Source organism: Actinosynnema pretiosum, assembly GCF_024171695.1.
Taxonomy (GTDB): Bacteria; Actinomycetota; Actinomycetes; order Mycobacteriales; family Pseudonocardiaceae; genus Actinosynnema; species Actinosynnema pretiosum.
Genome location: NZ_JAMTCF010000001.1, coordinates 458,311 through 482,142 on the forward strand (window position 1 = coordinate 458,311; position 23,832 = coordinate 482,142).

Genomic DNA, 23,832 nt, shown 5'->3' on the forward strand with positions numbered 1-23,832 from the left:
ACCATCACCCCGTGACCGGAGCCAGCAACAACCCCGTGATCGCGTCCACCAACCCGGTCGCCGCGTCGTCCCAGCTCCCGCGAGGCGTCTCCACGCCCTCCGCCAGGGCCCGCTCCCGCTCCGCGAACACGTGCACCATCAAGTGCCGCAACATCTGCGCCCGGTCCCGCCGCACCGCCACCGGCACCTCGCCCGGCAGGCTGCGCTGCAACCCCTCCAGCACCAGCCGCATCCCCGGCGTCGCCATCGCCTCCTCGGACATGATCGCCCGGAACGCCGGATCGGTCATCACCTGCGCCCCGAACCGGGCGTACCAGGTCGGTCCGCCGATCGAGTCCAGGTGCGTCGTAACCGGTCTGACCAGGCAGTCCACCCACTCCCGCAGGCCCGCCCCGTCCTCGACCGCCTCCACCATCGCCAGCCGCAGCCGCTCCATGGGCTCGGTGTGCTTCACGATGATCGCCCGCACCAGGTCGGCCTTGGCGCCGAAGTGGTAGCCGACCGCCGCGTTGTTGCCCTGGCCCGCGGCGGCGCTGATCTGGCGGTTGGACACCGCGTAGAGGCCGTGCTCGGCGAACAGGCGCTCCGCCGTGGCCAGGATCTGCTGGCGCGTCGAGTCGACCCGCACCGCCCGCACACCCCTGCCGACCACGGTCTTCACAGCTGCCTACGGTACATCCCCACCCCTGCGCAAGCCTCGCGGGCACGCCGCCCGGCCGTCCACTCGGGACGGCCGGGCGGCGTTCAGCGCAGCACCAGCGGCTCCAACCGGAGCAGGACCTCGTCGGACATCTCGGGCACCGGCCGAGCGCCCTTCACCGCCGCGAGCGCCACCTCGCCCCCCGCCCTCGCCCACACACACAGCGGGGCACGCCCGCGACCGTCCACAAGAGACAGTCGCGGCAACGGGACCCGCGTCAGGCGGCGGAACCCACGTGCTCGACCTCGGCAACGCGCCGCCGACCCCGCACCAGGTCGACCAGCCCGACGACCAGCGCCAGCAGGATCAACCCGATCGTCACCAGCAAGCTCGTGGTGATCGCGTGGTCCCACCCGCCGCTGCCCAGCGCCGCGAAGAACACCGCGCCCGCAGCCGAGATCCCGACCGCCGACCCGATCCGCTGCCCGGTCTGGAGCACCCCGGCGGCGGTGCCGCTCTGCCTCGGCGGGACGTCGTGCAGCGCCAGGGTCTGGTTCGGCGCGATCACCAGCCCGTTGCCGATGCCCGCGACCAGCATGGGCAGGGCGATCGCGAGTCCGATGCGCTCGGGCGCGCCGCGCAGCACCAGGTCGACCACGATCAACCCGGCGGCCTCCAGCGCGAGGCCGACCACGACGACGATCCGGCCGTGCCGCCCGACGAGCCTGCCGCCGATCGCGGCGGCCGTCGCGCCACCGACCGAGTACGTGGTCAGCGCGAGCCCGGCCTGCAGCGGCGTGTACCCGTGGCCCTGCTGGAGGAACAGGGTGAGCACGAAGAAGATCGAGGTGAACCCGGCGAAGTAGACCAGCCCGAGCGCCACGCCCGTCGAGTAGCCGCGCGTGCGCAGCAGCGCGAAGTCCACCAGCGGGTGCCCGTGCCTGCGCTTGGCCGCGCGCTCCCACGGCACGAACACCGCGACCAGCGCCGCCGAGACCGCGAGCAGCCACCACGGGGCGGTGGCCGGGTCGTGCTCGGACAGCACGAGCGGCAGCATCAGCGAGACCACCGCGCCGCCGAGCAGGACCGCGCCGACCGCGTCCAGCGGCTTGCGGGCGCCACCGGTGGCGGCGGGCCGGTCGCGGGGCAGCAGGCGCAGGCCGAGCAGCAGGGCGAGCGCGCCGAGGGGCAGGTTCACGTAGAACACCCAGCGCCACCCGCCCGCGCCGCCGCCCCACTGGAGCAGCAGGCCGCCGAGCAGCGGGCCGACCGCCGTGGACAGCCCGACCACCGCGCCGAACAGGCCGAACGCCTTTCCGCGCTCGCGTCCGGGGAACAGCTGCTGGATGAACCCGGCGACCTGCGGGTTGAGCAGGCCCGCCGCGACGCCCTGGAGCAGCCGGGCGGCCACCAGCCAGGTCCCGTCCGGGGCCAGGCCCGCGAGCGCGCTGGTGAGGGTGAACAGGGCGAGCGCGATCAGGAACATCCGGCGGCGGCCGAGGTCGTCGCCGAGGCGACCGGCGGAGACCAGGACGAGGCCGAAGGCGAGCGCGTAGCCGGTGACCACCCAGGACAGCTCGGCGGTGCTCGCCCCGATGCCGCGCTGGATGGAGGGCAGGGCGACGTTGACGATGGTGACGTCGAGCAGGGTCATGAACCCGGCGAGCAGGCAGACCGCGAGCGCGCGCCACCGCTGGGGGTCGGGCTCGCCGGGCTGGTCGCCCCCGGCCTGCTCGGGGCGGGGCCCGCCGGGCGGCGGCTGGTCCGGTCGCCGCTGGTCGGCGCGGTGTGGGGGCGTGCTCATGCGGGGGCGCTCCGGGGACTGGCGGGGATCGGGGAGGGGGCGGTGGCCGCTGCGGGCTCAACCCACCACCCGGTCGACCCTAACCGCCGCGCGGACCGCGCAGGCCGCTCCGGGCGCGCGTGAGGTGCCGCACACTTCCCAGTCCTGCCAGTGGAAAAACCGCGTTCCGGACCAAAGGGGACGCATCGGATCGGACGCCTGCGGAATACCGGCGCGGTCGCGCGGGGTTGGCACCGACGTGGAACAGACTCAGCTGCAGGCGGAGCCCGCCGAGAGCGTGACCGAGGAGCAACCGACCGGTCTGGTCGTGCTGGGCGGGGCCGACGCGCAGGCGTGCGGCGTGGACGGGGTGTGCCGGTGAGCGCCGTGCGGGTCGAGGTGTGGTCGGACATCGTCTGCCCGTGGTGCTACATCGGCAAGCGTCGCTTCGAGAGCGCGCTCGCCGAGTTCGACGGCGAGGTCGAGGTCGAGTGGCGCAGCTTCCAGCTCGACCCGAACGCTCCGGTGGGCAGGTTCCAGCCGACGCCGGACCACCTGGCGGCCAAGATGGGCGCGTCGCGCGAGCAGGTCGAGGGCATGATGGGCCAGGTCACGGCGGTCGCCGCCGAGGTCGGCCTGGAGTACGACCTGATGAACTCGGTCTCGCTGAACACGTTCGACGCGCACCGGGTGCTGCACCTGGCGAAGTCGCACGGCCTGGGCACCGTCGCGCACGAGCGGCTGATGCGGGCCAACCTGGTCGAGGCCAGGACCCTGGACACCCCGACGCTGGTCGAGCTGGCCGCCGAGATCGGCGTGCCCGCGCAGGAGACCGAGCGGGTGCTGGCCGGTGACGAGTACGCGCACGAGGTGCGGGAGGACTTCTCGCAGGCCCGCCGGTACGGCGTGTCGGGCGTGCCGTTCTTCGTGCTGAACAGCGCCTACGGCGTGTCCGGCGCGCAGCCGACCGAGGTGTTCGCGCAGGCGCTCCAGCAGGCCGCGCAGGGCTGATCCACAACCGCTCCCACCACACCGCCGCGCGGGTCCCTCGTCGGAGGGGACCCGCGCGGTGGCGCGTCACGACCGGTCGTCGAGCGCGGCGCTGAACACCGCGTGGGCGGCCTCGTCGAACAGCACGAACCGCACCAGCTCCACGCCCGGCGCGTCGGCCTCGGCGACGGCGGCGACCGCGATCCGGGCCGCCGAGTCGAGCGGCCAGCGGAAGATCCCGGTGGAGATGGCCGGGAACGCGACGGTCGTGGCGCCCAGCCCGGCGGCGACGCGCAGCGAGTTGCGGTGGCAGTCGGCGAGCAGCTCGGAGCGGTCCTCGTCGGCGGAGAACACCGGTCCGACGGTGTGCACGACCCAGCGCGCGGGCATCCGCCCGGCCGTGGTGGCGACCGCCTGACCGGTGGGCAGCCCGCCGCCGAGGTGACCGGCGCGCAGCTCGCGGCACGCGGCGAGGATCTCCGGGCCGCCCGCGCGGTGGACGGCCCCGTCGACGCCGCCCCCGCCGAGCAGGGAGGAGTTCGCCGCGTTCACCACGACGTCGGTGTCCTGCTGGGTGAGGTCGCCGACCACGCACTCGATCCTGGGCATCCCCCGATCCTGCCACGCGCGCGGGTGAGCCCCCGGTCCGCCGAACGCGTGGCGCTCCTCCCCCGACTGGGCCCCGAGGGGGGCGCCGCCGCAGGGGTCACCGCCGCAGGTCGACCAGGTCCGGTCGCAGCGCGAGCACCAGGAACTCGTGGGCGTGCGCGAACCAGGCCTCCACCAGCGCCCGCTCCGGTCCCGGCCGCCGGGGCAGCCTGCGGGCCAGCGGCAGGGCGATCAGCCAGTCGTCCACCTCGGCGCGGGTGAGCACGAACGGGGTGGGGGTGGCGCAGCGCTCCAGCGCCCTGCGGACCGGGGCGGCGTCGCGCAGCTCGGCCTCGTGGCGGGCGCGGAAGTCCTCCGACTCGGCGCGGGACGGGCAGGCGTCGGGGAAGAGCGCGGTGAGCACGTCGCGCGGCGGCCTGCGGCGCAGCAGGGAGCGGCGCGGCTCGGGGTAGACGTCGTCCTCCAGGAAGCGCGCGAGCAGCCCGAGGTGGTGGGCCAGGGTGCGCGCGACGTTGTCGGACATGCGCACCAGCACCCCGTCGCCCACCGGTGAGGCGTCGAAGTGGTCGATCTCGTGGTTCACCCGGCGGGCCTCAGCGCGGCGTGCAGCCCGTGCCGCTGCAACCGCACCACGAGCTCCTCGGCGGGGTCCCGGTCGGCGAACTCGGCGACCGGGAGGCTGCCCTCGGTGTGCACGCGCCACGCGGCCCCGGTGGCGTCGAGGCCGCAGTGGGCGTCGAGCGCGTAGCCGGCGGTGGTGAAGGTGTTCACGTCGTCGTCCAGCACGACCACCCGCCACCCGCCGCCCGCGACCACGGGGTCAGCGCTGCCGGACGACGGTGGCGAAGTCGGTGGTGCCCGCGCCGATGCGGTGCTCGCCGACGTGGATGACGACCCGGTCGCCCGCCAGCTCGGCGGCGATGCGGACCAGCACGACCCGGCCCCGGCCCGCGAGGTCGTCGGCCAGCTCGCCCGTGGCGCGCACGAGCGCCCCAGGGTCGATCCCGGCGGCGGCGAGCCAGCGGTCGAGCGCGGCCCTGGCGCACGGCAGCAGGTTCGGCTCGGAGGGGACGGTGAGGTTGAGCGGAATGGGCGCCGCACCGCCACGCGGCGCGGGCACGGCGATGTCGACGGGTTGTGCGCTCATCTGCCCTCCCCGATCTCGACGACAGCCCTCCTGGAATACCAGGGGGTACCCAGGATGGCAGGCGGGGTCACCTGTTCGCGCGTCCGAACAGCCGCACTACCCCGGCAGAGTGTCCACCCGGACGGGTCATGGCGTGTCACCGGGGTGGTGGAATCGATCAAGTCAGGGGTTCGGGCCGGTGGGGCGGTGGTGTGGAACCGGGTGCGGAACGGGGCTTCGGGCGGCTGTTCACCGGCGCGGTGGCGGTCCGACCGGTCAGTCGCGCGGCAGCGCGCGCACGCCCTCCAGCAGCAGGCTCACCCCTCCGGGGTGCCGGGGGTCGTGGGCGAGGGCGCCGCTGAGCACGTCGGCGGAGGCGACCACGCGCGGGAAGCGGTCGGCGGGCAGCGCGAGCGCGCGGGCCAGGCGTCGACCGGCCGTGGCGGGACCGGCGCCGCAGCCCGAGGCCACGGCCACCGCCGACCCGAGCAGCACCAGCGCCAGCTCGGCGGCCTGCCGCCCGGTGAACCCGGCCCGTTCCAGCAGGGCGAGCGCGCGCTCGGCCAGGCCCGCCCCCGCCGCACCGGACAGGACCCTGGTCTGGACCAGCGGCGCGAGCGCGGGGGTGAGGTGCAGCGCGCCGACCAGGTCCTCCAGCAGGGCGCGCAGGTCCTCGGCCCAGTCGGGGCCGTCCTGGCGCAGCGGAACGGCGGCTGCGGCGTGCTCGGCGAGGGCGTCGAGCAGGGCGTCCTTGTTGGTGAAGTGCCAGTAGAGGGCCATGGGCGTGACCCCGAGCTCGACGGCGAGGCGGCGGATGGTGACCGCGCCCAGCCCCTCGGCCCCGCTGATCGCCGCGGCCCTGAGCACGACGGCGGCGCGGGTGAGCCGGGGTGCCGTGCTTCGGGTCGCCACCTGACGACCGTACTCAGCGGAAAGCCTGCGGGAAGCGGACTTCGGGGGCAAGACTGTGTGAAAAGCCTTGCGCCGCAGCGCTGTTCGCCCGGCCGGGGGCGGGTTCTTCACCGATGACGCGGAGAGCAGGGCCGGGAGGCGGTCCTCCCGGCCCTGGGCGACCCCGAGCGGTACCGGCCGCCGGACGGGGAGAACGCGGCCGGGGACGGGGTCAGGCCATCGCGACGGCCATGACGGCCATGCCCAGGCTCATCGCGCTCTCCACGGCCGGGGCCACCGCGCGCCGCCGCCGGGCGCCGGGGGCGCGGCCCGCGTCGAGCGCGCGGGCCAGCCAGGCGGTTCCGGCGATCGCGAACACCACCGCGAGGGCGAGACCGACCGCGCTCACGTGCGCGGGGACGCCCGCGCCCGCGTCGACGGCGGTGGTCGCGGCTCCGCCGTGGTGGTCGTGCGCGCCGCCGCCCCCGCCTCCGGACGGTGGTTCGCGCATGGCCAGCGGCATCACCACGACCATCCACGCCATGCCCGCCATCATCACCGCGTGGTGGACCAGCTCGACCCGGCCGTGCCCGGCGCAGGCCCGGCCGCCGATCGCGGCCAGCGCGGCGAACCACAGCGCGGCGACGGCGAACAGGGCGGTCTGCGGCACGGGCGCGAACGCCATCGTGGCGGGCCAGGCCATGAGGATCATGGCCCCGCACATCAGGGCGTGCAGCACGGAGCCGACCCGCTCGACGAGCCCGCCGTCGCGCCACAGGCGCACCAGGTGGAAGCCGCAGGCCACCGCATAGGCGGCGGTGAGCGCGACGCGCAGCACGATCTCGTCGATCACGCGGGGACCCCTCGTTCTTCGGTGTTCGCCGTGCCCTCGTCCGGGAGTCCATCGTCCGCCGACGCGCCGGGTCCGGCTTCCGCCTGCGTGCCCTCCTGACGGGCCTCGCGTTCCTGACGGGCGCCGAGCACGACGTCGAGCGCGAGGAAGGCCAGGAGCGGGATGCCGAGCAGCGGCAGGTGGTAGCCGACCACCGCCGCGAGCACGGCGACCGGGGCGAGCACCCGTCCGGGGGTCCGGCGCCACCCGCCGCGCGCGGGCGCCCGCCCGAACCGGGCGCCGCCCCTGGTGGGCCTGCGCTGCCACCACATGCGGTAGCCCCAGAGCACCAGTGCGACCAGGGCGAGCGCGAGCGCGGTGAGCACGAGCTGGTTGGGCAGGCCGAACAGCAGGCCCATGTGGGCGTCGATGCCCCAGCGGGTGAGCTTGGCGGCGAGGGGGTAGTCGGCGAAGCGCAGCACGTCCAGGACCTCGCCGGTGACCGGGTGGATCGCGGCCGAGTCCTGCTTCTCCGGCCAGCTGCGCTGCACCTGCTGCACGACGTACGCCTTGCCCTCGGCGGGCGGGCGGACCTCGACGGGGTCGGTGAGGCCGACGGCGAGCGCGGCGTCGCGGGCGGCCTGGAGGCCGATGTCGGGGCCGTCGGCCGCCGCGTCGACCGCGCTGGTGACCGCCGGGGTGGTCCAGTCCAGCGCGGTGCGGACCTCGCCGACGGTGGCGCCCGCGTAGGCGGACCAGGTGAGGCCGGTGGCGGACAGGAACAGCAGGCCCGCGGCGGCCCAGAGGCCGACCGCGCCGTGCCAGGACAGGACTCGGCGGCGGCCTGCGGGGGCGGGGCGCGGGAGGACGAGCTCGCGCTTGTGCTTGCGGCGCCTGCCGATCCACAGGGCGAGGCCCGCGAGGACGACGACCCAGAGCCAGCTGGCGGCCAGTTCGCTGTAGAGCCTGCCGAACTCGCCGAGGTGCAGGTTGCGGTGCAGGTTGTCGATCCAGCCGCGCAGCGGGAGGGCCTGGCCGGAGCCGTAGGTCTCGTGCTGTCCGCGCACCTCGCCGGTGTGCGGGTCGACGAAGACGGTGTGGTTGTAGCTCTCCCGCTGGCCGGGGAGCTTGAAGACGACCTGGGTGCTGTCGGTGGGGGTCGGGCCGGGGCGGACGCCGGTGAGCCTGCCGTCGGGGACGAGGGCCCTGGCGATGTCCGCCTGCTCGTCCAGCGGGAGGGTGGTGTCGGCGGCCGGGACGCGCAGCTCGTGGTCGTAGACGGCGCGTTCGAGCTGGGAGGTGAAGACGTAGGCGATCCCGGTGACGGCGGCGACGACCAGGAACGGTCCGATCAGGACTCCGGCGTAGAAGTGCAGGCGCAGCAGGAGGGCGCGGAGCGCGGGCCAGGCGGGTTCGCCGGTCGTGCCGGTCGTGCCGGGCTCGTCGGGACCTCCGGGTGTGGCGGGTGTGCCGGGTTCTTCGGATTCGTCGGGTGAGGCGCGGGGCGTTCCCCGTTCGGCGATGGACATCGTGCTCCCTTCGGTCGCCGCTCAACCGCACCAGTCGGACGAGTGGGGCTTCCGGTTCCGGGGAGTGGGGAGTTCGGCGCGACGACCAGGTCTCGTTCGAGCGGCTTTCGAGTGGTTTTCGACTAGGTTTCGCAACATTTCGCAGGGTCCTTACGTGCCTTTTCCCGAAGCTCATGGGCGCTGGGAGCCTTGTCACGCCGGGTTGTCACCGTATACGTTTCGGTCAAGGCTCCTAAAACTTTCAGCCACTCCTCCCCCACGAAGGTGCTGAACCATGAAGCTGACATCGAGGTCAGTTCCGAGGGCCGCCTTAGGCGCTGCCCTGCTGTCGGTCACGACCCTGGGCGCCGCGCTGCTGGTGAACGCGCCCGTCGCGCAGGCGGCGACCACGCTGGGCGCGTCGGCGGCCGAGAGCGGCCGGTACTTCGGGGCCGCCGTGGCGGCGTACAAGCTGAGCGACTCGGTCTACACGGGCATCCTGAACTCGGAGTTCAACTCGGTCACGCCCGAGAACGAGATGAAGCTCGACGCGACCGAGCCGACGCAGGGCCAGTTCACGTTCACGAACGCGGACCGGATCGTGAACCACGCGGCGGCGCGCGGCATGAAGGTGCGCGGGCACACCCTGGCGTGGCACTCGCAGCAGCCGGGCTGGATGCAGTCGATGGAGGGCGCGCCGCTGCGGTCGGCGATGCTCAACCACGTCACCCAGGTGGCCACGCACTACCGGGGCAAGATCGACTCGTGGGACGTGGTGAACGAGGCGTTCGCCGACGGCGGTGGCGGCGGCAGGCGCGACTCGAACCTCCAGCGCACCGGCAACGACTGGATCGAGGCCGCCTTCCGGGCCGCGCGGGCAGCCGATCCCGGCGCCAAGCTCTGCTACAACGACTACAACACCGACGACTGGACGCACGCGAAGACGCAGGCGGTGTACCGCCTGGTGCAGGACTTCAAGACCAGGGGCGTGCCGATCGACTGCGTGGGCTTCCAGTCCCACTTCAACCCGGCGAGCCCGGTCCCGTCGAACTACCAGACGACCCTGCAGAACTTCGCCGCGCTGGGTGTGGACGTGCAGATCACCGAACTGGACATCGAGGGCTCGGGTTCGGCGCAGGCGAGCAACTACGACCGCGTGACGCGGGCGTGCCTGGCGGTGGCCCGGTGCAACGGGATCACGGTGTGGGGCATCAGGGACACGGACTCCTGGCGGGCGTCGGGCACCCCGCTGCTGTTCGACGGGAGCGGGAACAAGAAGGCGGCGTACACGTCGGTGCTGGCCGCTTTGAACGGCGGCACCACGCCACCGACGTCGACCACGACTACGACTACGACGCCTGGTGGTCCGGCGGGGTGCACGGCGACGGTGTCGCTGAACTCGTGGAGCGGCGGGTTCGTGGCGACGGTGAAGGTGACCGCCGGGTCGGCCGCGATCAACTCCTGGAACGTGACGACGAACCTGCCGTCGGGGGTGTCGGTGACCGGGTCGTGGAACGCGGAGCGGACCGGGACCAGCGGCGCGGTGCAGTGGCGGAACGCCGCGTACAACGGGAAGGTGGCGGCGGGGCAGTCGACGGAGTTCGGGTTCCAGGGGACCGGGAGCGCGGGGACGCTGACGCCGAGTTGTTCGGCGGGTTGAGGTTGGTTGCCCGGTAGGGGTTTTGGGGCCCGGTGCGCTACGCGCCGGGCCCCTGCTCTTGGGGGCGGCGTTCGCGGACGCGGTCAGCTCGTGGGCTGCTCGGCGACACGGGGGAACCAGTCCGGGACGTAGTCGGGCTCGCGCGGGAAGCGCTCCAGGTCCAGGGCGAACGCCTCAAGAGGCGCAGGCGGGGAGAAAGACGGTTCCTGCTCCCACTCGTAGCTGATCGAGTACTTGCCCGGTCGCTCCAGCTTGTAGTACCCGCTGAACCAGGTCCCCTGCCCCTCGGCGTACATGCCGCTGCGCAGCTCCTGGAAGAGGTACCAGACGTCCTCCGGCGGGAACCACTCCCTGGTCCCCCCACCTGCGACACGCAACCCGACCCGCGGCTCCAGGTGGGCGCCGACGTGGTGGTGCTCCAGCTCCAGGTACTCCCACTCCACAGGAAGGGAGTCGAGGAGCATCCCGGTCATCCGGTCCAGGACTTCCTTCTGCTGCAACGGGTTGAGCTTGCGCCACTTCGTCATGCCCGGTGGTCCTCTCGTTCCGTTGCTGTCGACCACTTCCGATACTGGACGCTGACGCTAGAGCGCGCCACGTTAGCGACCGCAGCAGTTTCCCTGGCGATCTGCTCTTCGAGTTCCTTCAGCCTCTCGGCAGAAAAATCCAGGTACACCGCGTGACGTTGCACATGAACCACATCGAGACCCTGCCCCCACCGACACGCGGTTCGCTGCCCTGCGATCAACTCTTGGGTCGCTCCACAGCAGGGGGAAACCAATCAGGAACGTAGTCCGGCTCACGCGGGAAGCGCTCCAGGTCCAGGGCGAACGCCTCAAGAGACGGCGGTGAGGGGAAAGCCGGTTCCCGCTCCCACTCGTAGCTGATCGAGTGCTTGCCGGGAAGCTCGAGCCGGTAGTAGGCGCTGAACCACGTCCCCTGCCCCTCGGCGTACATGCCGCCGCGCAGGTCCTGAAAGAGGTACCAGACCTCCTCCGGCGGGTTCCACTCCCTGGTGCCACCCCCCGCGACGCGCAACCCGACCCGCAGATGCAGGTGGGCGCCGACGTGGTGGTGCTCCAACTCGAGGTACTCCCAGTCCGCAGGCAGGGACTCGAGGACCAGAGCGGTCAACTCGTCCAGGATCTCCTTCTGCTGCAAGGGTGTGAGTTTCGGCCATTCCGCCATGCCCAGCGATCCTCTCGTTTCGGTGTTGTCGACCACTTCCGATAGTCGCGCTGGGACTACAGCGCACCACGCTCACGGGGCCACGTGCCAGCAGCGACGTGGTGCGGCAGGTACTCCGACTCCACCGTCACCGGGATCCGGACCGCATTGGCAAACACCGTCAACGCCAAGGGCCCCAGCGCGAAGAACCCCACCGGATCGGACTCCTCCTCATCGGTGGCCGTCCAGTACTCCCGGTGCTGGACCAGCGCCTCCTCCAACGCCAGGTTGAACCGCTCCGAATCCCGATCACCGATCTCCTGGAAGATTCCCAGGACCGGCACCACGATCTTCAACGCGTACGTGCGCATCAACTCCGGCACAACCGCCGGATCAGTCGCCCGGAGAGCAGCATTGATCGCCTCAGCCGCTGAGGAACCACTGCGACTGAACCGGCGGATCACCTCAGCCAGCGCGTACAAGTACTCCGGAACGTCCTCCTTCGACGCACGCAACAACTCCTCCGGCACCGCAATGAGCCGCTGGATCAACGGCTCGTTCATCGTGACGTACGCCAACCACACCGACGTCACCCACTGACCCGCATTCGAGTAGTGAGAGGGCCCAGCGCCAGTGGTCCGCACCACCTGATCGCCCAGCTCCACCTCGACCGGCACGCCCTCGTCAGCGGACGCGACCTTGAAGATCGCCTCACCCACCTGACACGCGAACAACGCACTGTCCCACGTATCACCACTCGCACCACGCGGATCAACAGCGAACGAATGCCCCAGACGCGCCCACGCCGTGTTCATGAGCATGTTCAACCACCATGGCGAGTGCGCAACCGCGCCGATCAGCCCAGTGATTTGCTCTTCCAGATCCAACAACTTCTTCGCCGAGAACTCCGGATAGACCTCATGACGTGGTACATGCCCCACAAGCGCACCTACTCCCTCAGGTCGGGAACTCCCCGAGCCACGTGCGCCGCACCAGGTGCTCGGGCAGGTAGCCGGACTCGACGTCGATCGGGAACTCCGCGTCGTGCGCCATGCACGTCAACGCCAGAGGAGCGAGCGCGACGCACCCTGCCGAACTCCGATCGCGCTCGTCCTCCTCACCGCTCCAGTAGGAGCGGTGCGCTTCCAAAGCCCCCACGAGCGCTTCGTTGACCCCCTCGTGCTGATCAGCCAAGAACCGGTGGAACAGGTTGATCGGCGGGTACAGCAACTTGAGCATCAGCTCACCGGCGGCAAATCGCGCGCGCTCGGGATCAGTCCCCTCGATCGCCGCCTGCAACTTCGCCCCGATCCCCTCCCCCTCGTTCCAGTAGGTCTGGAGGGTGTCCACCCAGTCGTACACGTAGCCATCCATCTGGGCGCCCGAAGCGCGGAGCACTTCGATCGGCGTGCTCGCCAACATCGTCAAACGGTCCTGCTCACGACAGATCACCGACAGCCAGAACACCGTGAGCCAGTTCGCCGGATGCGCATGACGCCGCGTGCTACCAGTGGGAACCGTCATCAGGTCCCCACAGATCCGGCACTCCACCGCACTCCCCGGCTCGGCGCCCGCCGCAGCGAAGATCGCCGCCCCGAGCTGCATGGTCAGCACGAGGCTTTCCCAAGTCTCGACCTTGTCAGCGGCCGGATCCACCAGACAGCGCAGCTCAAAAACACCCGCAGCCTCCTGGAACGCCTGGTTCAGCAGATCAGGGTTCCCCGAGATCAGCCCCAACGAGTCGTCCAACATCTCCAAGCCGAACGCGAGGCCACTTTCATAGGCAGGATGCTTGAACTCATGACGTGCCACCTCGACAACCACCTGGTCACGCCTCCAACGCGAGCTTGCGCTTCAACCATTCAGGAATCCTCCCCTCCGCACGGGGAAAGTGCTCGAGGTCCAACGCGTACGCGCTCCCCCTGAGCGGCGGGGTGAAAACCGGCTCGCTGTCGTAGTCGTACTCGACCCGGTACCGCCCAGGCGGTTCAACCGTCACGGTGGCGGTGAACCACGTCCCCACGCCCTCCGCGCACATCCCACCGCGCAACCGCTTGAGCAGCCGCATGGCCTGCGCGGACGGCACCACCCTGCGCTGCTCACCACTCCCATCCGCGCACAGGAACGTAGCGGTGTCGACGCCAACCGTGGACCGGAAGGACAACTGGAGCCACCGCCACCCGGCAGGCGCAGCGGACACCAGCTCCCCACCGACCTCGTGAACGATCTCCTGCTGCTCCACAGGCCCCAGCACTTCGCTCATCGAACCCTCCGGAACCACATCTCACTCGAACCAGTCGGGAACGTGCTCCTCGGTGCGCGGGAACAGCTCCAGCTCACGGGCGTACGCCTCACCGGGCGGCGGCACGACGAAGTCCGGCGCGGTGTCGCGCCGGTAAGCCACCGAGTAGCGATCCGGGTAGTCCAACCAGAAGGTGGCCTGGAACCACGCCCCGCGCTCGGGATGCGCCATCCCCTCCCGCAACACCGCGAAACGCTCCCGCACGTCATCCGGCGGCAACCACCCGTACAAGCCACCGGTCTCCATGCGCAACAACCCGGAGAACGCCGTGTACTCCCCAACAGCCCCGTACACGACCTGGAGGTGGTTCCACCCGGCGGGCAACTCGAACGCCAACCGCTCGGTGATCGCGGCCAGCACCCGCTCCTGCTCCTCGACGCTCAACACCTCACCCACGCCCCGAACCCTCCATTTCCGCCTCGGCGAGCCGCGCGCGCAACCACTCGGGCCGGTGCTCCGGCGAACGCGGGTACACCTGCTGATCGACCACCCACGCCGACGCGGGAATCCCCGGCGACCAGCACGGGTCGTGGTCGTAGTTGAACAAAGCCCGGTGTTCCAAAGGCGGATCGACCGTGTACCGCATCGAGAACCACGTCCCCCGACCAGGCTCGTACATCAGGTCACGCAACTCGCGCAACGCAGGCTCCACAGTGGACGGCAATCGCACTGCGACCTGTGTGCCACCACGCCGCAGCACAGTCAACGACGAGTGGCCGTACTGCGCGTCACCCCAGTACTTCAGGTCGATCCGAAACCAGTCCGCCGGAACCACGGCCACGAGATCCACGCCAACCTGGCGCAGCAACCGCTCACCCCGCTCATCACCGCACATCAAGCACCCGAGCGCTCCCGGAACCACTCCGGCACGTACTCCGGATCACGCGGGAAGCGCCTCAGCTCCAGAGCGATCTCGTCAGGAGGCGGCACCGCGGAGAAAGCAGGCTCCCGCTCCCACTCGTAGCTCACCGAGTACCTACCCGGCCGTTCGAGCCTGTACAGGAGGCTGAACCAGGTCCCCTGCCCCTCGCAGCACATCCCACTGCGCAGATCCTGGAAGAGATACCAGACCTCGTTCGCCGTGTCCCAGTTCCTGCCACCGCCACCCGCGACGCGGAGCCCGACCGCCAGTCTCATGTGGTTGCCGACCTGGTGGTGCTGAAGTTCGAGATACTCCCAGTCCTGCGGCAAGGCGTCCAGAACCATCCCGGTCACCTCGTCCAGGATCTCCCCCTGCTGCAAGGGGTTGAGCTTCTGCCGCTTCACCATGTCCGGCGATCCTCTCCGTTCAGCGCTGCCGAGGGCGCGCTACGCGCTCGGCGGAGCGATCTGCGCCTGGTGCTCGGCCTCAGCGATCTCCGCGAGCCGCAACTGCTCCCGGAGCCAGTCCGGGACGTGCTCGTCGTCGCGCGGAAAGGCCTCCAGGTCCCTGGCGTACGCGACCGGGTGCAGCGGGGGCTTCCAGCCGGGCTCCTCGTCGAAGTTGAACTCGACCCGGTGCTCACCGTCCGGGAACACCGTCAACCTCGCCGACAACCACGTCCCCCGCCCCGGCTCGTACATCAGCCGCCGCGCCCGCACGAGATCGTTGCCGACCACCTTCGGCAACCGCATCGACAGAGGCGCGCCCCCACTGTCGGAGCTGACCCGCACCCCGAACAGGTGCATCATCGTGCAGAGGTGGACATCCACATCGACCCTGGTCCACCCATGGGGAGCCTCGGCCGCGAGCGCCGTGACAGCCCGCTCCAGGTGCATCGACCCAACTCCTCGCTCAGGAACGCCCTCCCCCGCGAAGGACCGGCCCAGCGTAGTTGCCGCACCAGCGCCCGACACCGCTTTCGCCGTTCCTCGTGAGTCAGCCCTCAGCACGCTCACGGTCCGGCTGATCGGCGCGGTTCATGGACACCTTCTCCCGCCCATCGCTGAACAGCTCCGCCACAGCCGAGTCCCACGGCCCGTGCTCACCGCGCAGGCTCATGGCGCTCAACTCCCGAAACCGCTGGGCCACCGCCCGAGGCGGATCCCACCGCGTCATCACGCCCGCCACGTCCTGCACGAGCGCGCCCACCTCGGCGTGCTCCCCGATCTCGCGGAACCGCACCTGCGCGTACGCCCACCCCGGAGGGAGCACCTGGCGCAACTGCTTGGCAATCCGCTTGACCTGCTCCACCTGCTCCTCGCGCCCCGCCCGGTCCGACAGCGCGGAAGGCTCGATCCCCAACGCCTCCAAGGCCCAGCGCGGGGTGTTCTCCGGGCTGCGTGGCCACCGGAGCAGGTCGTCAGCCAGCACGGCGGGATCGATCGGCGGATCCCAGACGGGATCGACGTCGAAGTTGAGGTCCACGCGGTAGTAGTCCGGCGGGGTCATGGTGAAGCGGATGGAGAACCAGGTCCCGGCTCCGGGCTCGTGCAGCAGGTGCCGGAGGTCGACGAACGGATCGCGCACCTCCACCGGCATCTCCACCGGCACGAAGGACCCGTCAGCGAGCACGGTGGCGAAGGTGAAGTCCTCCACGTCAGCCGCGAACGACACCTTCAGATCCATGACCGCCCACCCCGGCGGCGCGACCGTGAGCAGCTTGCCACCGACCCAGTCGAGGGCACGCCCGGCCTGTTCTTGGCGCTCTTGCTGGGACACGAGGGGAACTCCTGAGGTGAGGGGACGACCGATTATCAGCCGTTCTCGGCCTCGGTGGCGGCGATCCCGATCGAAACACTGAAACTCCGCAGGACATCTCAGCACCGCACTGGCCGCACAAGAACTGGTCGATCACCTGACAACGTTCGTCGACCAGGTCCCGGTTCTCCCGCGCCTTCCAGTCGTCAACCTCGCCGCAGATATCTTTGTGGCGGCCTGCTCCCACAACCGTCTGACGATGTCTCCTCGAATCGGCTCCCGCACAAGCAGCTCAGGGTCTCCCTTGACACGACAGCAGAAAACCCCGAACTGCTCCGCGGTGAGCGTCAGGACCCCGAGCGGGTCCGGAGCCAGTCAGGAACCCGCTCCGAGCCGGGCAGCTCCAACTCCACGAGGTACGCCTCGTCCGAAGGCGGATCGATCCAGGTCGGCTCCTCCGTGCGGTTCGTGGACACCTTCTCCCGACCGTCGCCGGAGAGCTCCACCTTCGCGGAGAACCACGGCCCGTGCTCGGTGCGCCGGGTCATGGTGCGCAGCTCGCGGAACCGCTCGGTCACCGCGCGAGGCGGGTTCCACTGGACCATCGCGCCCACCGCGTTCTGCACGAGCGCGGCGACCTCAGCGTGATGCCCGATCTCGCGGAACTGCACCTGCGCATACCCCCAGCCCGCAGGCAGCACTTGGCGCAACTGGTCGGTGACCCGCTTGACCTGGCGGCTCTGCTGCTCGTAGTCCACCGAGACCGGCAGGGCGGGCAGCTCGGCACCCAGCGCTTCGAGCACCCAGCGCGGAGTGTCGTCCGGAGTGCGCGGGTAGCGGCGCAGGTCCTCCACCAGCACGTCCGGCCCGATCGGCGGATCCCAGACCGGGTCGACCTCGAAGTTGAAGTACACGCGGTAGTTGTCCGGCGGGGACATCGTGAAGCGGACCGAGAACCAGGTGCCCTGACCGGGCTCGGCGAGGAGGTCGCGGACGTCCACGAACGCCCTGCGCACCTCGGGAGGCATCTCCACAGGCGCGAACGAGCCGTCGCCGAGCACGGTGGCGAAGGTGAAGTCCTCCACATCAGCCGCCAGCGACACCTTCAGGTCGAGGACAGCCCAACCTGCAGGCGCGACCGAGAGCAGTCGACCGCCGACCCAGCCCAGGATCAGGTTGGTCTGCTCTTGGCGCTCGTACTTGGTCTGCCTCGGCTCACCCACGCCGTCACGGGATTCCGGCACCGCCTCCTGCTGCTGGGGCCGCTGCTGCTCCGGGGGGTCCGGGTGGGACATTGAGGAAGCTCCTGCAGTGGACAACGATCTCATTGGTCGCCTGGTCCAGGCGCTGCTCGACAACGTACAGCCGATCCGGGGTCCTTCCGTGACTGGCATCGCTCGGCCGGACGCGGACGCGTTCAATGCCTTCGCCCGCCCGGTGCGCGGCTGCGCGGTCCATCTCCAACTCAGTCCTGCGGCAGTTCCGCATCGGATCGGGCCAGCGGAATACGCCGAGCGGCACGAGTCCTGGTCCACCGCCTGCTCCCGGTTCGACGCCCGGGGCAGAAGTCGACCAAGGAAAAAGGGCGGCCTCGCCCACCCCGCAGAGCGTGCTGCGGGTGATGCGTCGTGGCCTGCGAGGGTCAAGGCCGTTGTCAGCCGTTCTCGGCCTCAGTGGTGCCGTCCAGGATGGAAGCAGGCAGGTAGTCGGACGTGACGGTGATCGTGATCCCCATGTCCTGCGCGATGGTCGCCAGCGCCAACGGCCCCAGCGCCACATAGCCCTCGGCGGAGGCGCGGCGCTCCTCGGTCCTGCTCCAGTAGGCCTTGTGCGCGTTCAACGCGTCGACGAGTGCAGCGTTGAACGCGGGCTCGGAGTCCGGCTTGGTCAGGTGGTGGAACAGGGCCAGCACCGGGAACCTCAGCAGGTTCGCGACCTCACGCTCGTCGGGATCGGTCACCACCTCCGGGGCGCTGTTGCGCAGCGCGTCGCTCAGCGCCTCCCCAAGCCCGTCCGAGCGCCGGAGAAATGCCTGGAACAGCCGCACGGTGTCGAACACGTACTCCGGCGCGGGATCAGCACGCAGCACGTCGACCGGGAACCCCGCCAGCGAGTCCAGGATTCCCCGGTCCCGCGCCACGATCGCCAGCCACAACGAGGTCAACCAGTTCTCCGCCGACGAGAGGTGCGCGGGGACCGGCCCGGAGACCTCGATCTCCCGGTCCACCATCCACACCGCAGCGGACTCGCGTCCCTCCAGCGCGGCGACGGTGAAGACGGCGGCGCCTGCGTCCAGGGCAGCGCGGAGCGCGAGCCACGTCTCCCGCTCCGCACCCGCGGGATCGACGACCGCGCGGTGCCCGAACAGCGCCAGCGCGGTGCTGAACTGCATACCGAGCATGGCCGCGTAGCGCTCGACTTCAGCGACCCCCTCGACCACGTCCTTCGTGAACCGCGGCAGCACCCGAGCAGAGGCGTGGGGGTAGGTCTGGTGCCGCTCGACTTCAACCACGATCAGGGAACCGATCACTCTGGCTCGCCGGGGTGCAGGCCTCAACACCAGAGAGCGCCATGCTCACAGAGCCACGCCCCAGTCTCAGTTCTGATTTCCTATCGCCGTCAACTCTCGCGCGCCGCGCCTTCACGCAACCAGTCGGGGATGTGCTCCTCGGAGCGGGGGAACAGCTCCAACTCCCGCCGGTGCGCCTCAGGGGACGGGAACTCCACGAAGTTCGGCGGCGCCGTCGTCCGGTTGTAGAAGATCGAGTAGCGGTCTGGGTACTCCAGCCGGTAGATGGCGTCAAACCACGTCCCACGCTCGGGGTGCGCCATCCCCTGCCGCAACGCCGCGAAGCTCTCCCGAACGTCATCCGGCGGCTGCCAACCGTACATGGCCCCGTTCACCATGCGCAGCAGCCCGGAGAACGACACGTCCTCACCAACAGCCGCGTACACGACCTGGATGTAGTTCCACCCAGCGGGCAACTCGAACACCAGCCGCTCGGTGATCGCGGCGAGCACCTCGTCCTGCTGCTCGGAGCTCAACGGCTCACTCATGATGTCAGTTCCCCTCTTCCGCCTCGGCCAGCCGCGCGCGCAACCACTTGGGCCGGTGCTCCGGCGAACGCGGGTAAACCTGCTGGTCGACCACCCACGCCGACGCGGGAATCTCCGGCGACCAGCGTGGATCATGGTCGTAGTTGAACATCACCCGGTACTCGAGAGGAGGATCGACCGTGTACCGCATCGAGAACCACGTCCCCCGCCCAGGCTCGTACATCAGATCGCGCAACTCGCGCAACGCAGGCTCCACAGTAGAGGGCAGCGGCACCGCGACGGATACCCCACCTCGGCGGAGCACGGTCAAAGAGTGATGACCGTACTGCGCGTCGCCCCAGTACTTCAGGTCGATCCGGAACCAGTCCGGCGGAACCACGGCAACGAGATCCGCACCGACCTGGTGCAACAACCGCTCATCCCGCTCAGGACCCTCCTGGGACCGGTGGGATGAAGTGGGGGTTCCTGGCTGGCCTTGGGACATTGTTGAACGATCTCCCCTCAGTGCGGTTCAGGGCTGGGGACTCCGTGGACAGCGTCCACCTGGCGTGCAGCACGTCCGGGGTGCGGACGTCCGCTGTTTGGCGTTCCGCCCAGAAGTCGAACCGGTCAACCGTCACACCGGGTGTCGCCCCCATGCTGGCGAGATCTTCCTCCATACCACGCCAGGTCTCGCTCTTCGGTCGCCCCTCCACCTCCCAACCGCTGTTCTCGTACGCCCACTGCGGCACGTGGTTGATCCGCTCTCCAGGACCGCCCGCTTCGAAGGCGATGATGTGGCCACCTGCGAACCGGAACAGCGGGCGCGTTTCAGGCGTCCAACTCGGACGGTTGTAGTCACCCTGCACCCACTGGCCCGCCGAGTTCTTACCGCCTGTGGCGATCTGCCCCACGTCCGTCTGCAGCCGGCCATCTGAATCAAACCCGCGTCGAGGCCCCCAGTGCGTCGGGGCGTTTGTGCCCGCAGGCGGATACTCGGGCCTGCCGCTGGCGGCGATGGTGTCCCCGTGCTCGTCAGTCCGGTACAACTGACGGGGTTCCCTCGGGTCGTAATGGTGCCTCTCCAAGTTCCTGGGCCCCACCGCGTAGGTGGTCTCAGGACGTGGAACGTCGAGGTTGCCCTTCCACGTGGCAGCAGTGCCCAACTCCGGGTTGAAGCCCTTCTCCCGGTTTCCCGACCATGTGTGCACATGCGAGAATCGGCCGTTCTCATCCGTGTAGAACGTACCGTGCCACTTGCCATCCGGGTCGTACACGTCGTAACGCGTGTTCGGCTCTCTCGGCGGCGTATCCGTGAGTGAGAACGGCCCGTCCTGCCTGGTGTCGTAGCCCCGGACGGGTTCGGCCATGCGGTAGTTGCCGTCCTGGTCACCGGGCGGATTCCACTCGACCGCAGGCGGGTAGTCGCCGCTGTCGAATCCTTCGAAGCGCTGCGGCGGGTAGCTCTGGGACGCTGTGGAGGGCGCTTGATCTCGCGGCTCCGGGACCGTCGCATCAGGCGCCGGACCGGAGGGAACTTCCCGTTCCCTTGACGACGGAATTTCGAACGTCTGCGCGGCGTTGTGGCCGAGCTCGACCCGGTAAACCGTGCCCGGTTTCAAATTCGACAGATCAGGGTTGACCGGTGCCGTGAAGGGGTCCTTCCCGAATCCGGAGTTGGACGCATTCGTTTCGATGTGGGTGATGTTCCGGCCGCTATCGGTGTAGTAAATGCCACGCGGGTTGCCGTCGGTGTCTGTGACGACCATGCGCGAATTGGGTTCGAGCGGCGGCCTGCCGTTCAGGTCAGCCACTCTGGCGTCAGGGGCGACGGACAACGGCACCTCAGGCAGCGGCTCACCGTTGCGCTGCGTCGGAGGATCCCAGACAGCCTGCCTCTGCGGCGTGCGCTCGTGGTGCTCTGAGTCGTTCACCGGCTTGCGGGGCATCGCACGATCGCGGGCATCGTCGGCGTCGGTGTGGTCGGCGCGGTCGGTGTCGCGGGTGCCGGGGACGTAGCCGTCGTCGCCTGCGCGGGTGGTGGTGCCGTCGGGGCGGTGGGTGTTCCACTCGCCGTTCGGGGGGATGCGGGGGCGGCGGGTGCCGTCCGGGCCCACCTCGGCGTCGCTGGTGTAGACGCGGCCCGCGTTGTCGGTCCAGGCGGGTTTGGTGGGGGCCAGGACGTCGGCGTTGGTGTGGCGGGCCAGGCGGTCGGCGAAGGTGTTGGAGCCCGCGTCGCAGCCGATGAGGCGGATGGGGGTGCGGCCGTCCCAGCCGGTGCGGCGCAGGAGGTCGCCGTACTGCTCGGGGGTGTAGGTGTGCGGGCCGATTCTTGCTCGGCCGTCCGGGGTGATGTGGACGTCGGCGGTGAAGTAGCGCGGGTCCGCCGGGACCCGGTGGGGGAGGTCGCCCATGGTCGGGTCGCCTCGGTGGTGGGAGACGCCCGACGGGGTGGTTTCGCCGTGGCGGGCGTGGGCCTCGTCGATGGGCGGGGTGTCGTGGTGGGGCTGGACGCCGTTGTCGGGCGCGTCAGGGCGATTCGGGTCCGGGTGATGCGCGTCGGGGCGGTTCTGGGCGGGGTGGGGTGCGTCCGGGCGGCCTGCGTCCGGGCGCGAGGGGTCTGGGCGGCCTGCGTCCGGGGTGCGGTGTGGGGCGTCCTGGCGGGGTGGGGTCCACGGTTCTGCCGCGCGTGGGCGGGCGCCGTCCGGGGTTGGGGCGGTGGGACGGGTGGGGTGCGGGGTGCCGCTCGGGGTGGGGCTGTGGTTCGGGGTGTTCGCGCTCGGGGTGGTGTTGTGGCCGGGGGTGTTCGGGGAGTGCGGGGTGCCCGGCGTGCCGTGTGGCTGGGTGGTGGGGGTGTGCGGGGACGGGGTGTGGGCGGGGGTTGCGTTGCTCGTCCCGGTGTGGCCCGGGGTGTGGTTCGAGGGGCGGGCGGGGTCCGGGGTGCGGTTGGTCGGGACGCCCGAGTTCAGGTCGCCGCGTTGACCCGGCGTGCCCGTCCAGCCTGGGCCGCCCTGGCGCGGGGCGCCGGACGGGGCGGTGTTCGGGGTGCCGCCGCCCGACGACGAGGGGGTGCCGCCCGCGTGGGTGGGCTGGGTCGGGATCTGCGGCTGAGCGGGCTGGGTGTGCTGCGGGGCAGCGGGATGGGTCGGGCGGGGCGGGGCGTCCGGGGTCGAGGAGGACGTCGTGGTCTGACCCCGTGGCGTGGGGGACGGGACGTCGGGGCGCGGGGTGGTTCCGCCGCCGTTGGGGGTGTTCGGGTGGCCGGGCGTGCCGGACGGGGTGTTGCCTGCGGGCAGGTCGGGATCACGGCTGGGGCGTGGGGTGCTGGGCATCGGGTCGCCGACGTCCCGGCGGGGCGCGGACGTCGGGGTGTCCACCGGGGCGTGCGAGGAGGTCGTGGTGTCCGCGGCGGGACGGCTCGACGGCGACGGGGTGGTTCCGCCGTCGGGTTGGGTGGTGCGGCTTGGGGCGCCCGATTCCGGGGTTGTGCCGCGTGGTGCGGTGCCCGGCGTGTCGGCAGCGGACGTGTCGGTGCGCGGGGTGTTGGTGTCAGGGGTGTCGGCGTCGGGGGTGTTCGTGGTCGGGCGGGCGGAGTCCGGGGTGTCCGCGCCGGGACCGTCAGGGGTCGCGGGGGAATCAGGGGAACCAGGGGCGTCAGAACCCGGAGCATCGGGACCGTCGCCCCGGCCGCCGGGAGTGCTCCCGCCCGGCAGGTCCACCCCTCCCCCACCGCCACGCCGCACGAAACCGCCGGGGATCACGCTGCTCGGGTGCAGCACGTCCAACCCGGTCACCTTGCCGGCGATCTTGCCGACCACCTTGGCGATCTTCTCGAACACCTCCACCAGCCTCGCGATCATCGGCGAGACCTTCTTGATGGTGTTCAGCAACTTCTGCACGATCTCCGCGATCCGCGCACCCCACTTCGAGATCGCCGTGATCGCCTGCGCCACGATCACCGGCGTCCCGAACCCCAGGGAGAACACCGCCTCCAACACCCAGGCGATCAGCTTGCCCACCAGGTCGGCGATCAGGTCGCGCACGAACTCGCGCACGAACGCCACCACCATGCCCATCAACCCGACCACCGTGCCGACCGCGCCCGCCGCCGACGCCGCGCCCGACAGCGCGTCGCCGTGCTCGGCCGCGCTGCGGTGGTAGGCCTCGGCCGCCGGACCGGTCCAGCCCTCGGTGCCCGTGGCGACCGCCGACGCGTAGTCGGCCGCCACCGCCTTCAACTCCTCCGCGACGTTGTTCCACGTCTGCGAGTACGAGTCGATCACCGGCGGGTTCCCCGCGAGCCAGTCCAGCATCTGCTTGAGCGGCTGCATGTGCTCCATCAGGAACGACGCCGCCGACGACAGCAGCGTCCCGAACGGGTCCACCGCCAGCGACGCCGCGTCCGCCACCAGGCCCACCGTGCCCAGCCCGGCCTCGATCCAGTTGCCCTCGGCGAAGCCCTTGTAGGTGTCCATCGCCGACTCGGCCAACGAGATGCCCGTGGCCCACCCGTTGTCGCCGGTCCCCGCGTTGAACAACCCGTCCGGCTCGGCCGGAGCCTGCGCCACCAACGGATTCTCGCCAGCCACAGCCAACCGCCCCCTCGGTCGCCGTCGGGCCGCGTCGGTCACCACTCCGACGTGCGTCACCCGAACGTGCGGCACGATT

At 70.7% G+C, this 23,832-nt stretch carries 27 protein-coding genes; 3 read left to right on the forward strand and 24 right to left on the reverse strand.

All coding sequences use genetic code 11. From position 1 onward, the window contains the following. Nucleotides 1-4 precede the first annotated feature (4 nt). Both LV78_RS01700 and LV78_RS01705 read right to left on the reverse strand, forming a co-directional pair. A complete protein-coding gene (locus tag LV78_RS01700) occupies nt 5-661 on the reverse strand; it encodes a TetR family transcriptional regulator (RefSeq protein ID WP_253842764.1) in 657 nt (218 codons plus the stop codon). A gap of 256 nt (nt 662-917) precedes the next feature. After that, nucleotides 918-2,444, reverse strand: a complete 1,527-nt coding sequence (locus tag LV78_RS01705) for an MFS transporter (protein WP_253842766.1) — start codon at nt 2,442-2,444, stop codon at nt 918-920. 238 nt (nt 2,445-2,682) lie between these two features. On the opposite strand from LV78_RS01705, the gene LV78_RS41460 reads away from it, so the two are divergent. Both LV78_RS41460 and LV78_RS01710 read left to right on the forward strand, forming a co-directional pair. Next, nucleotides 2,683-2,805, forward strand: a complete 123-nt coding sequence (locus tag LV78_RS41460) for a hypothetical protein (RefSeq protein ID WP_256373513.1) — start codon at nt 2,683-2,685, stop codon at nt 2,803-2,805. Further along, complete coding sequence (locus tag LV78_RS01710; protein ID WP_372494763.1) at nt 2,802-3,434, forward strand: DsbA family oxidoreductase; 633 nt, start codon at nt 2,802-2,804, stop codon at nt 3,432-3,434. The genes LV78_RS41460 and LV78_RS01710 overlap by 4 nt, the downstream gene beginning before the upstream one ends. Before the next feature lie 66 nt (nt 3,435-3,500). On the opposite strand, the gene LV78_RS01715 is transcribed toward LV78_RS01710, so the two are convergent. The 7 genes from LV78_RS01715 to LV78_RS01750 form a co-directional block, all read right to left on the reverse strand. Further along, nucleotides 3,501-4,022: an O-acetyl-ADP-ribose deacetylase gene (locus LV78_RS01715; protein ID WP_253842768.1), complete on the reverse strand. Its 522-nt coding sequence runs from the start codon at nt 4,020-4,022 to the stop codon at nt 3,501-3,503. A 97-nt stretch (nt 4,023-4,119) separates the two neighbouring features. Next, entirely contained in the window at nt 4,120-4,605 is a 486-nt protein-coding gene (locus LV78_RS01720; RefSeq protein ID WP_253842769.1) for a DUF2017 family protein, read from the reverse strand. Then, the gene (locus LV78_RS01725; protein WP_253842771.1) at nt 4,602-4,838 is read right to left on the reverse strand and encodes an ATP-dependent Clp protease adaptor ClpS; all 237 of its coding nucleotides are present in this window, start codon (nt 4,836-4,838) and stop codon (nt 4,602-4,604) included. Before LV78_RS01725 ends, LV78_RS01720 begins: the two co-directional genes overlap by 4 nt. A 4-nt stretch (nt 4,839-4,842) precedes the next feature. Beyond that, nucleotides 4,843-5,169 (reverse strand): hypothetical protein, encoded by a 327-nt coding sequence (locus LV78_RS01730; RefSeq protein WP_096493044.1) that lies wholly within the window; start codon nt 5,167-5,169, stop codon nt 4,843-4,845. 255 nt (nt 5,170-5,424) lie between these two features. Next, nucleotides 5,425-6,060, reverse strand: coding sequence for a TetR/AcrR family transcriptional regulator (locus LV78_RS01735; RefSeq protein WP_308208656.1), 636 nt, complete (start codon nt 6,058-6,060; stop codon nt 5,425-5,427). Nucleotides 6,061-6,271: 211 nt separating this feature from the next. Next, a complete protein-coding gene (locus LV78_RS01745) occupies nt 6,272-6,892 on the reverse strand; it encodes a DUF5134 domain-containing protein (RefSeq protein WP_253842772.1) in 621 nt (206 codons plus the stop codon). Next, nucleotides 6,889-8,400, reverse strand: a complete 1,512-nt coding sequence (locus tag LV78_RS01750) for a PepSY-associated TM helix domain-containing protein (protein WP_253842774.1) — start codon at nt 8,398-8,400, stop codon at nt 6,889-6,891. Before LV78_RS01750 ends, LV78_RS01745 begins: the two co-directional genes overlap by 4 nt. Nucleotides 8,401-8,674: 274 nt before the next feature. Here LV78_RS01750 and LV78_RS01755 point away from each other — a divergent pair, with 274 nt between their 5' ends. Then, a complete protein-coding gene (locus LV78_RS01755; RefSeq protein ID WP_253842775.1) occupies nt 8,675-10,039 on the forward strand; it encodes a glycoside hydrolase family 10 protein in 1,365 nt (454 codons plus the stop codon). Between the two features lie 83 nt (nt 10,040-10,122). Here the strand turns inward: LV78_RS01755 and LV78_RS01760 are convergent, their stop codons facing one another. The 15 genes from LV78_RS01760 to LV78_RS01830 form a co-directional block, all read right to left on the reverse strand. Continuing rightward, nucleotides 10,123-10,566: a hypothetical protein gene (locus LV78_RS01760; RefSeq protein WP_253842777.1), complete on the reverse strand. Its 444-nt coding sequence runs from the start codon at nt 10,564-10,566 to the stop codon at nt 10,123-10,125. A gap of 217 nt (nt 10,567-10,783) precedes the next feature. After that, nucleotides 10,784-11,227: a hypothetical protein gene (locus LV78_RS01765; protein WP_253842779.1), complete on the reverse strand. Its 444-nt coding sequence runs from the start codon at nt 11,225-11,227 to the stop codon at nt 10,784-10,786. Nucleotides 11,228-11,283: 56 nt separating this feature from the next. Continuing rightward, on the reverse strand, nt 11,284-12,093 hold the full coding sequence (locus LV78_RS01770) for an immunity 49 family protein (RefSeq protein ID WP_253842780.1): 810 nt from the start codon (nt 12,091-12,093) through the stop codon (nt 11,284-11,286). 70 nt (nt 12,094-12,163) lie between these two features. Next, nucleotides 12,164-13,030, reverse strand: a complete 867-nt coding sequence (locus LV78_RS01775; protein WP_253842782.1) for an immunity 49 family protein — start codon at nt 13,028-13,030, stop codon at nt 12,164-12,166. 4 nt (nt 13,031-13,034) lie between these two features. Further along, a complete protein-coding gene (locus LV78_RS01780) occupies nt 13,035-13,469 on the reverse strand; it encodes a hypothetical protein (RefSeq protein WP_253842783.1) in 435 nt (144 codons plus the stop codon). Nucleotides 13,470-13,490: 21 nt separating this feature from the next. After that, nucleotides 13,491-13,904: a hypothetical protein gene (locus tag LV78_RS01785; protein ID WP_253842785.1), complete on the reverse strand. Its 414-nt coding sequence runs from the start codon at nt 13,902-13,904 to the stop codon at nt 13,491-13,493. Then, a complete protein-coding gene (locus tag LV78_RS01790) occupies nt 13,897-14,298 on the reverse strand; it encodes a hypothetical protein (protein WP_253842786.1) in 402 nt (133 codons plus the stop codon). The genes LV78_RS01785 and LV78_RS01790 overlap by 8 nt, the downstream gene beginning before the upstream one ends. Before the next feature lie 44 nt (nt 14,299-14,342). Continuing rightward, nucleotides 14,343-14,777: a hypothetical protein gene (locus LV78_RS01795; RefSeq protein ID WP_253842788.1), complete on the reverse strand. Its 435-nt coding sequence runs from the start codon at nt 14,775-14,777 to the stop codon at nt 14,343-14,345. A gap of 39 nt (nt 14,778-14,816) precedes the next feature. Next, complete coding sequence (locus LV78_RS01800) at nt 14,817-15,266, reverse strand: hypothetical protein (RefSeq protein ID WP_253842789.1); 450 nt, start codon at nt 15,264-15,266, stop codon at nt 14,817-14,819. 100 nt (nt 15,267-15,366) lie between these two features. Next, the gene (locus LV78_RS01805; RefSeq protein ID WP_253842791.1) at nt 15,367-16,149 is read right to left on the reverse strand and encodes a hypothetical protein; all 783 of its coding nucleotides are present in this window, start codon (nt 16,147-16,149) and stop codon (nt 15,367-15,369) included. Between the two features lie 326 nt (nt 16,150-16,475). Then, on the reverse strand, nt 16,476-17,423 hold the full coding sequence (locus LV78_RS01810; RefSeq protein ID WP_253842793.1) for a hypothetical protein: 948 nt from the start codon (nt 17,421-17,423) through the stop codon (nt 16,476-16,478). 359 nt (nt 17,424-17,782) lie between these two features. Continuing rightward, nucleotides 17,783-18,658, reverse strand: a complete 876-nt coding sequence (locus LV78_RS01815; RefSeq protein WP_253842795.1) for an immunity 49 family protein — start codon at nt 18,656-18,658, stop codon at nt 17,783-17,785. 89 nt (nt 18,659-18,747) lie between these two features. Then, the gene (locus LV78_RS01820; RefSeq protein ID WP_253842798.1) at nt 18,748-19,185 is read right to left on the reverse strand and encodes a hypothetical protein; all 438 of its coding nucleotides are present in this window, start codon (nt 19,183-19,185) and stop codon (nt 18,748-18,750) included. Nucleotides 19,186-19,189: 4 nt separating this feature from the next. Continuing rightward, nucleotides 19,190-19,594, reverse strand: a complete 405-nt coding sequence (locus tag LV78_RS01825) for a hypothetical protein (protein ID WP_253842800.1) — start codon at nt 19,592-19,594, stop codon at nt 19,190-19,192. Between the two features lie 16 nt (nt 19,595-19,610). Next, a complete protein-coding gene (locus LV78_RS01830; protein WP_253842801.1) occupies nt 19,611-23,732 on the reverse strand; it encodes a DUF8616 domain-containing protein in 4,122 nt (1,373 codons plus the stop codon). Nucleotides 23,733-23,832 lie beyond the last annotated feature (100 nt).

Excerpts from the sequence above, each read along its gene's own strand:
- LV78_RS01705 (WP_253842766.1), bottom strand. The coding sequence starts at position 2,444 with ATGAGCACGCCCCCACACCGCGCCGACCAGCGGCGACCGGACCAGCCG.
- LV78_RS01715 (WP_253842768.1), bottom strand. The coding sequence starts at position 4,022 with ATGCCCAGGATCGAGTGCGTGGTCGGCGACCTCACCCAGCAGGACACC.
- LV78_RS01730 (WP_096493044.1), bottom strand. The coding sequence starts at position 5,169 with ATGAGCGCACAACCCGTCGACATCGCCGTGCCCGCGCCGCGTGGCGGT.
- LV78_RS01750 (WP_253842774.1), bottom strand. The coding sequence starts at position 8,400 with ATGTCCATCGCCGAACGGGGAACGCCCCGCGCCTCACCCGACGAATCC.
- LV78_RS01755 (WP_253842775.1), top strand. The coding sequence starts at position 8,675 with ATGAAGCTGACATCGAGGTCAGTTCCGAGGGCCGCCTTAGGCGCTGCC.
- LV78_RS01760 (WP_253842777.1), bottom strand. The coding sequence starts at position 10,566 with ATGACGAAGTGGCGCAAGCTCAACCCGTTGCAGCAGAAGGAAGTCCTG.
- LV78_RS01765 (WP_253842779.1), bottom strand. The coding sequence starts at position 11,227 with ATGGCGGAATGGCCGAAACTCACACCCTTGCAGCAGAAGGAGATCCTG.
- LV78_RS01780 (WP_253842783.1), bottom strand. The coding sequence starts at position 13,469 with ATGAGCGAAGTGCTGGGGCCTGTGGAGCAGCAGGAGATCGTTCACGAG.
- LV78_RS01795 (WP_253842788.1), bottom strand. The coding sequence starts at position 14,777 with ATGGTGAAGCGGCAGAAGCTCAACCCCTTGCAGCAGGGGGAGATCCTG.
- LV78_RS01800 (WP_253842789.1), bottom strand. The coding sequence starts at position 15,266 with ATGCACCTGGAGCGGGCTGTCACGGCGCTCGCGGCCGAGGCTCCCCAT.
- LV78_RS01810 (WP_253842793.1), bottom strand. The coding sequence starts at position 17,423 with ATGTCCCACCCGGACCCCCCGGAGCAGCAGCGGCCCCAGCAGCAGGAG.
- LV78_RS01820 (WP_253842798.1), bottom strand. The coding sequence starts at position 19,185 with ATGAGTGAGCCGTTGAGCTCCGAGCAGCAGGACGAGGTGCTCGCCGCG.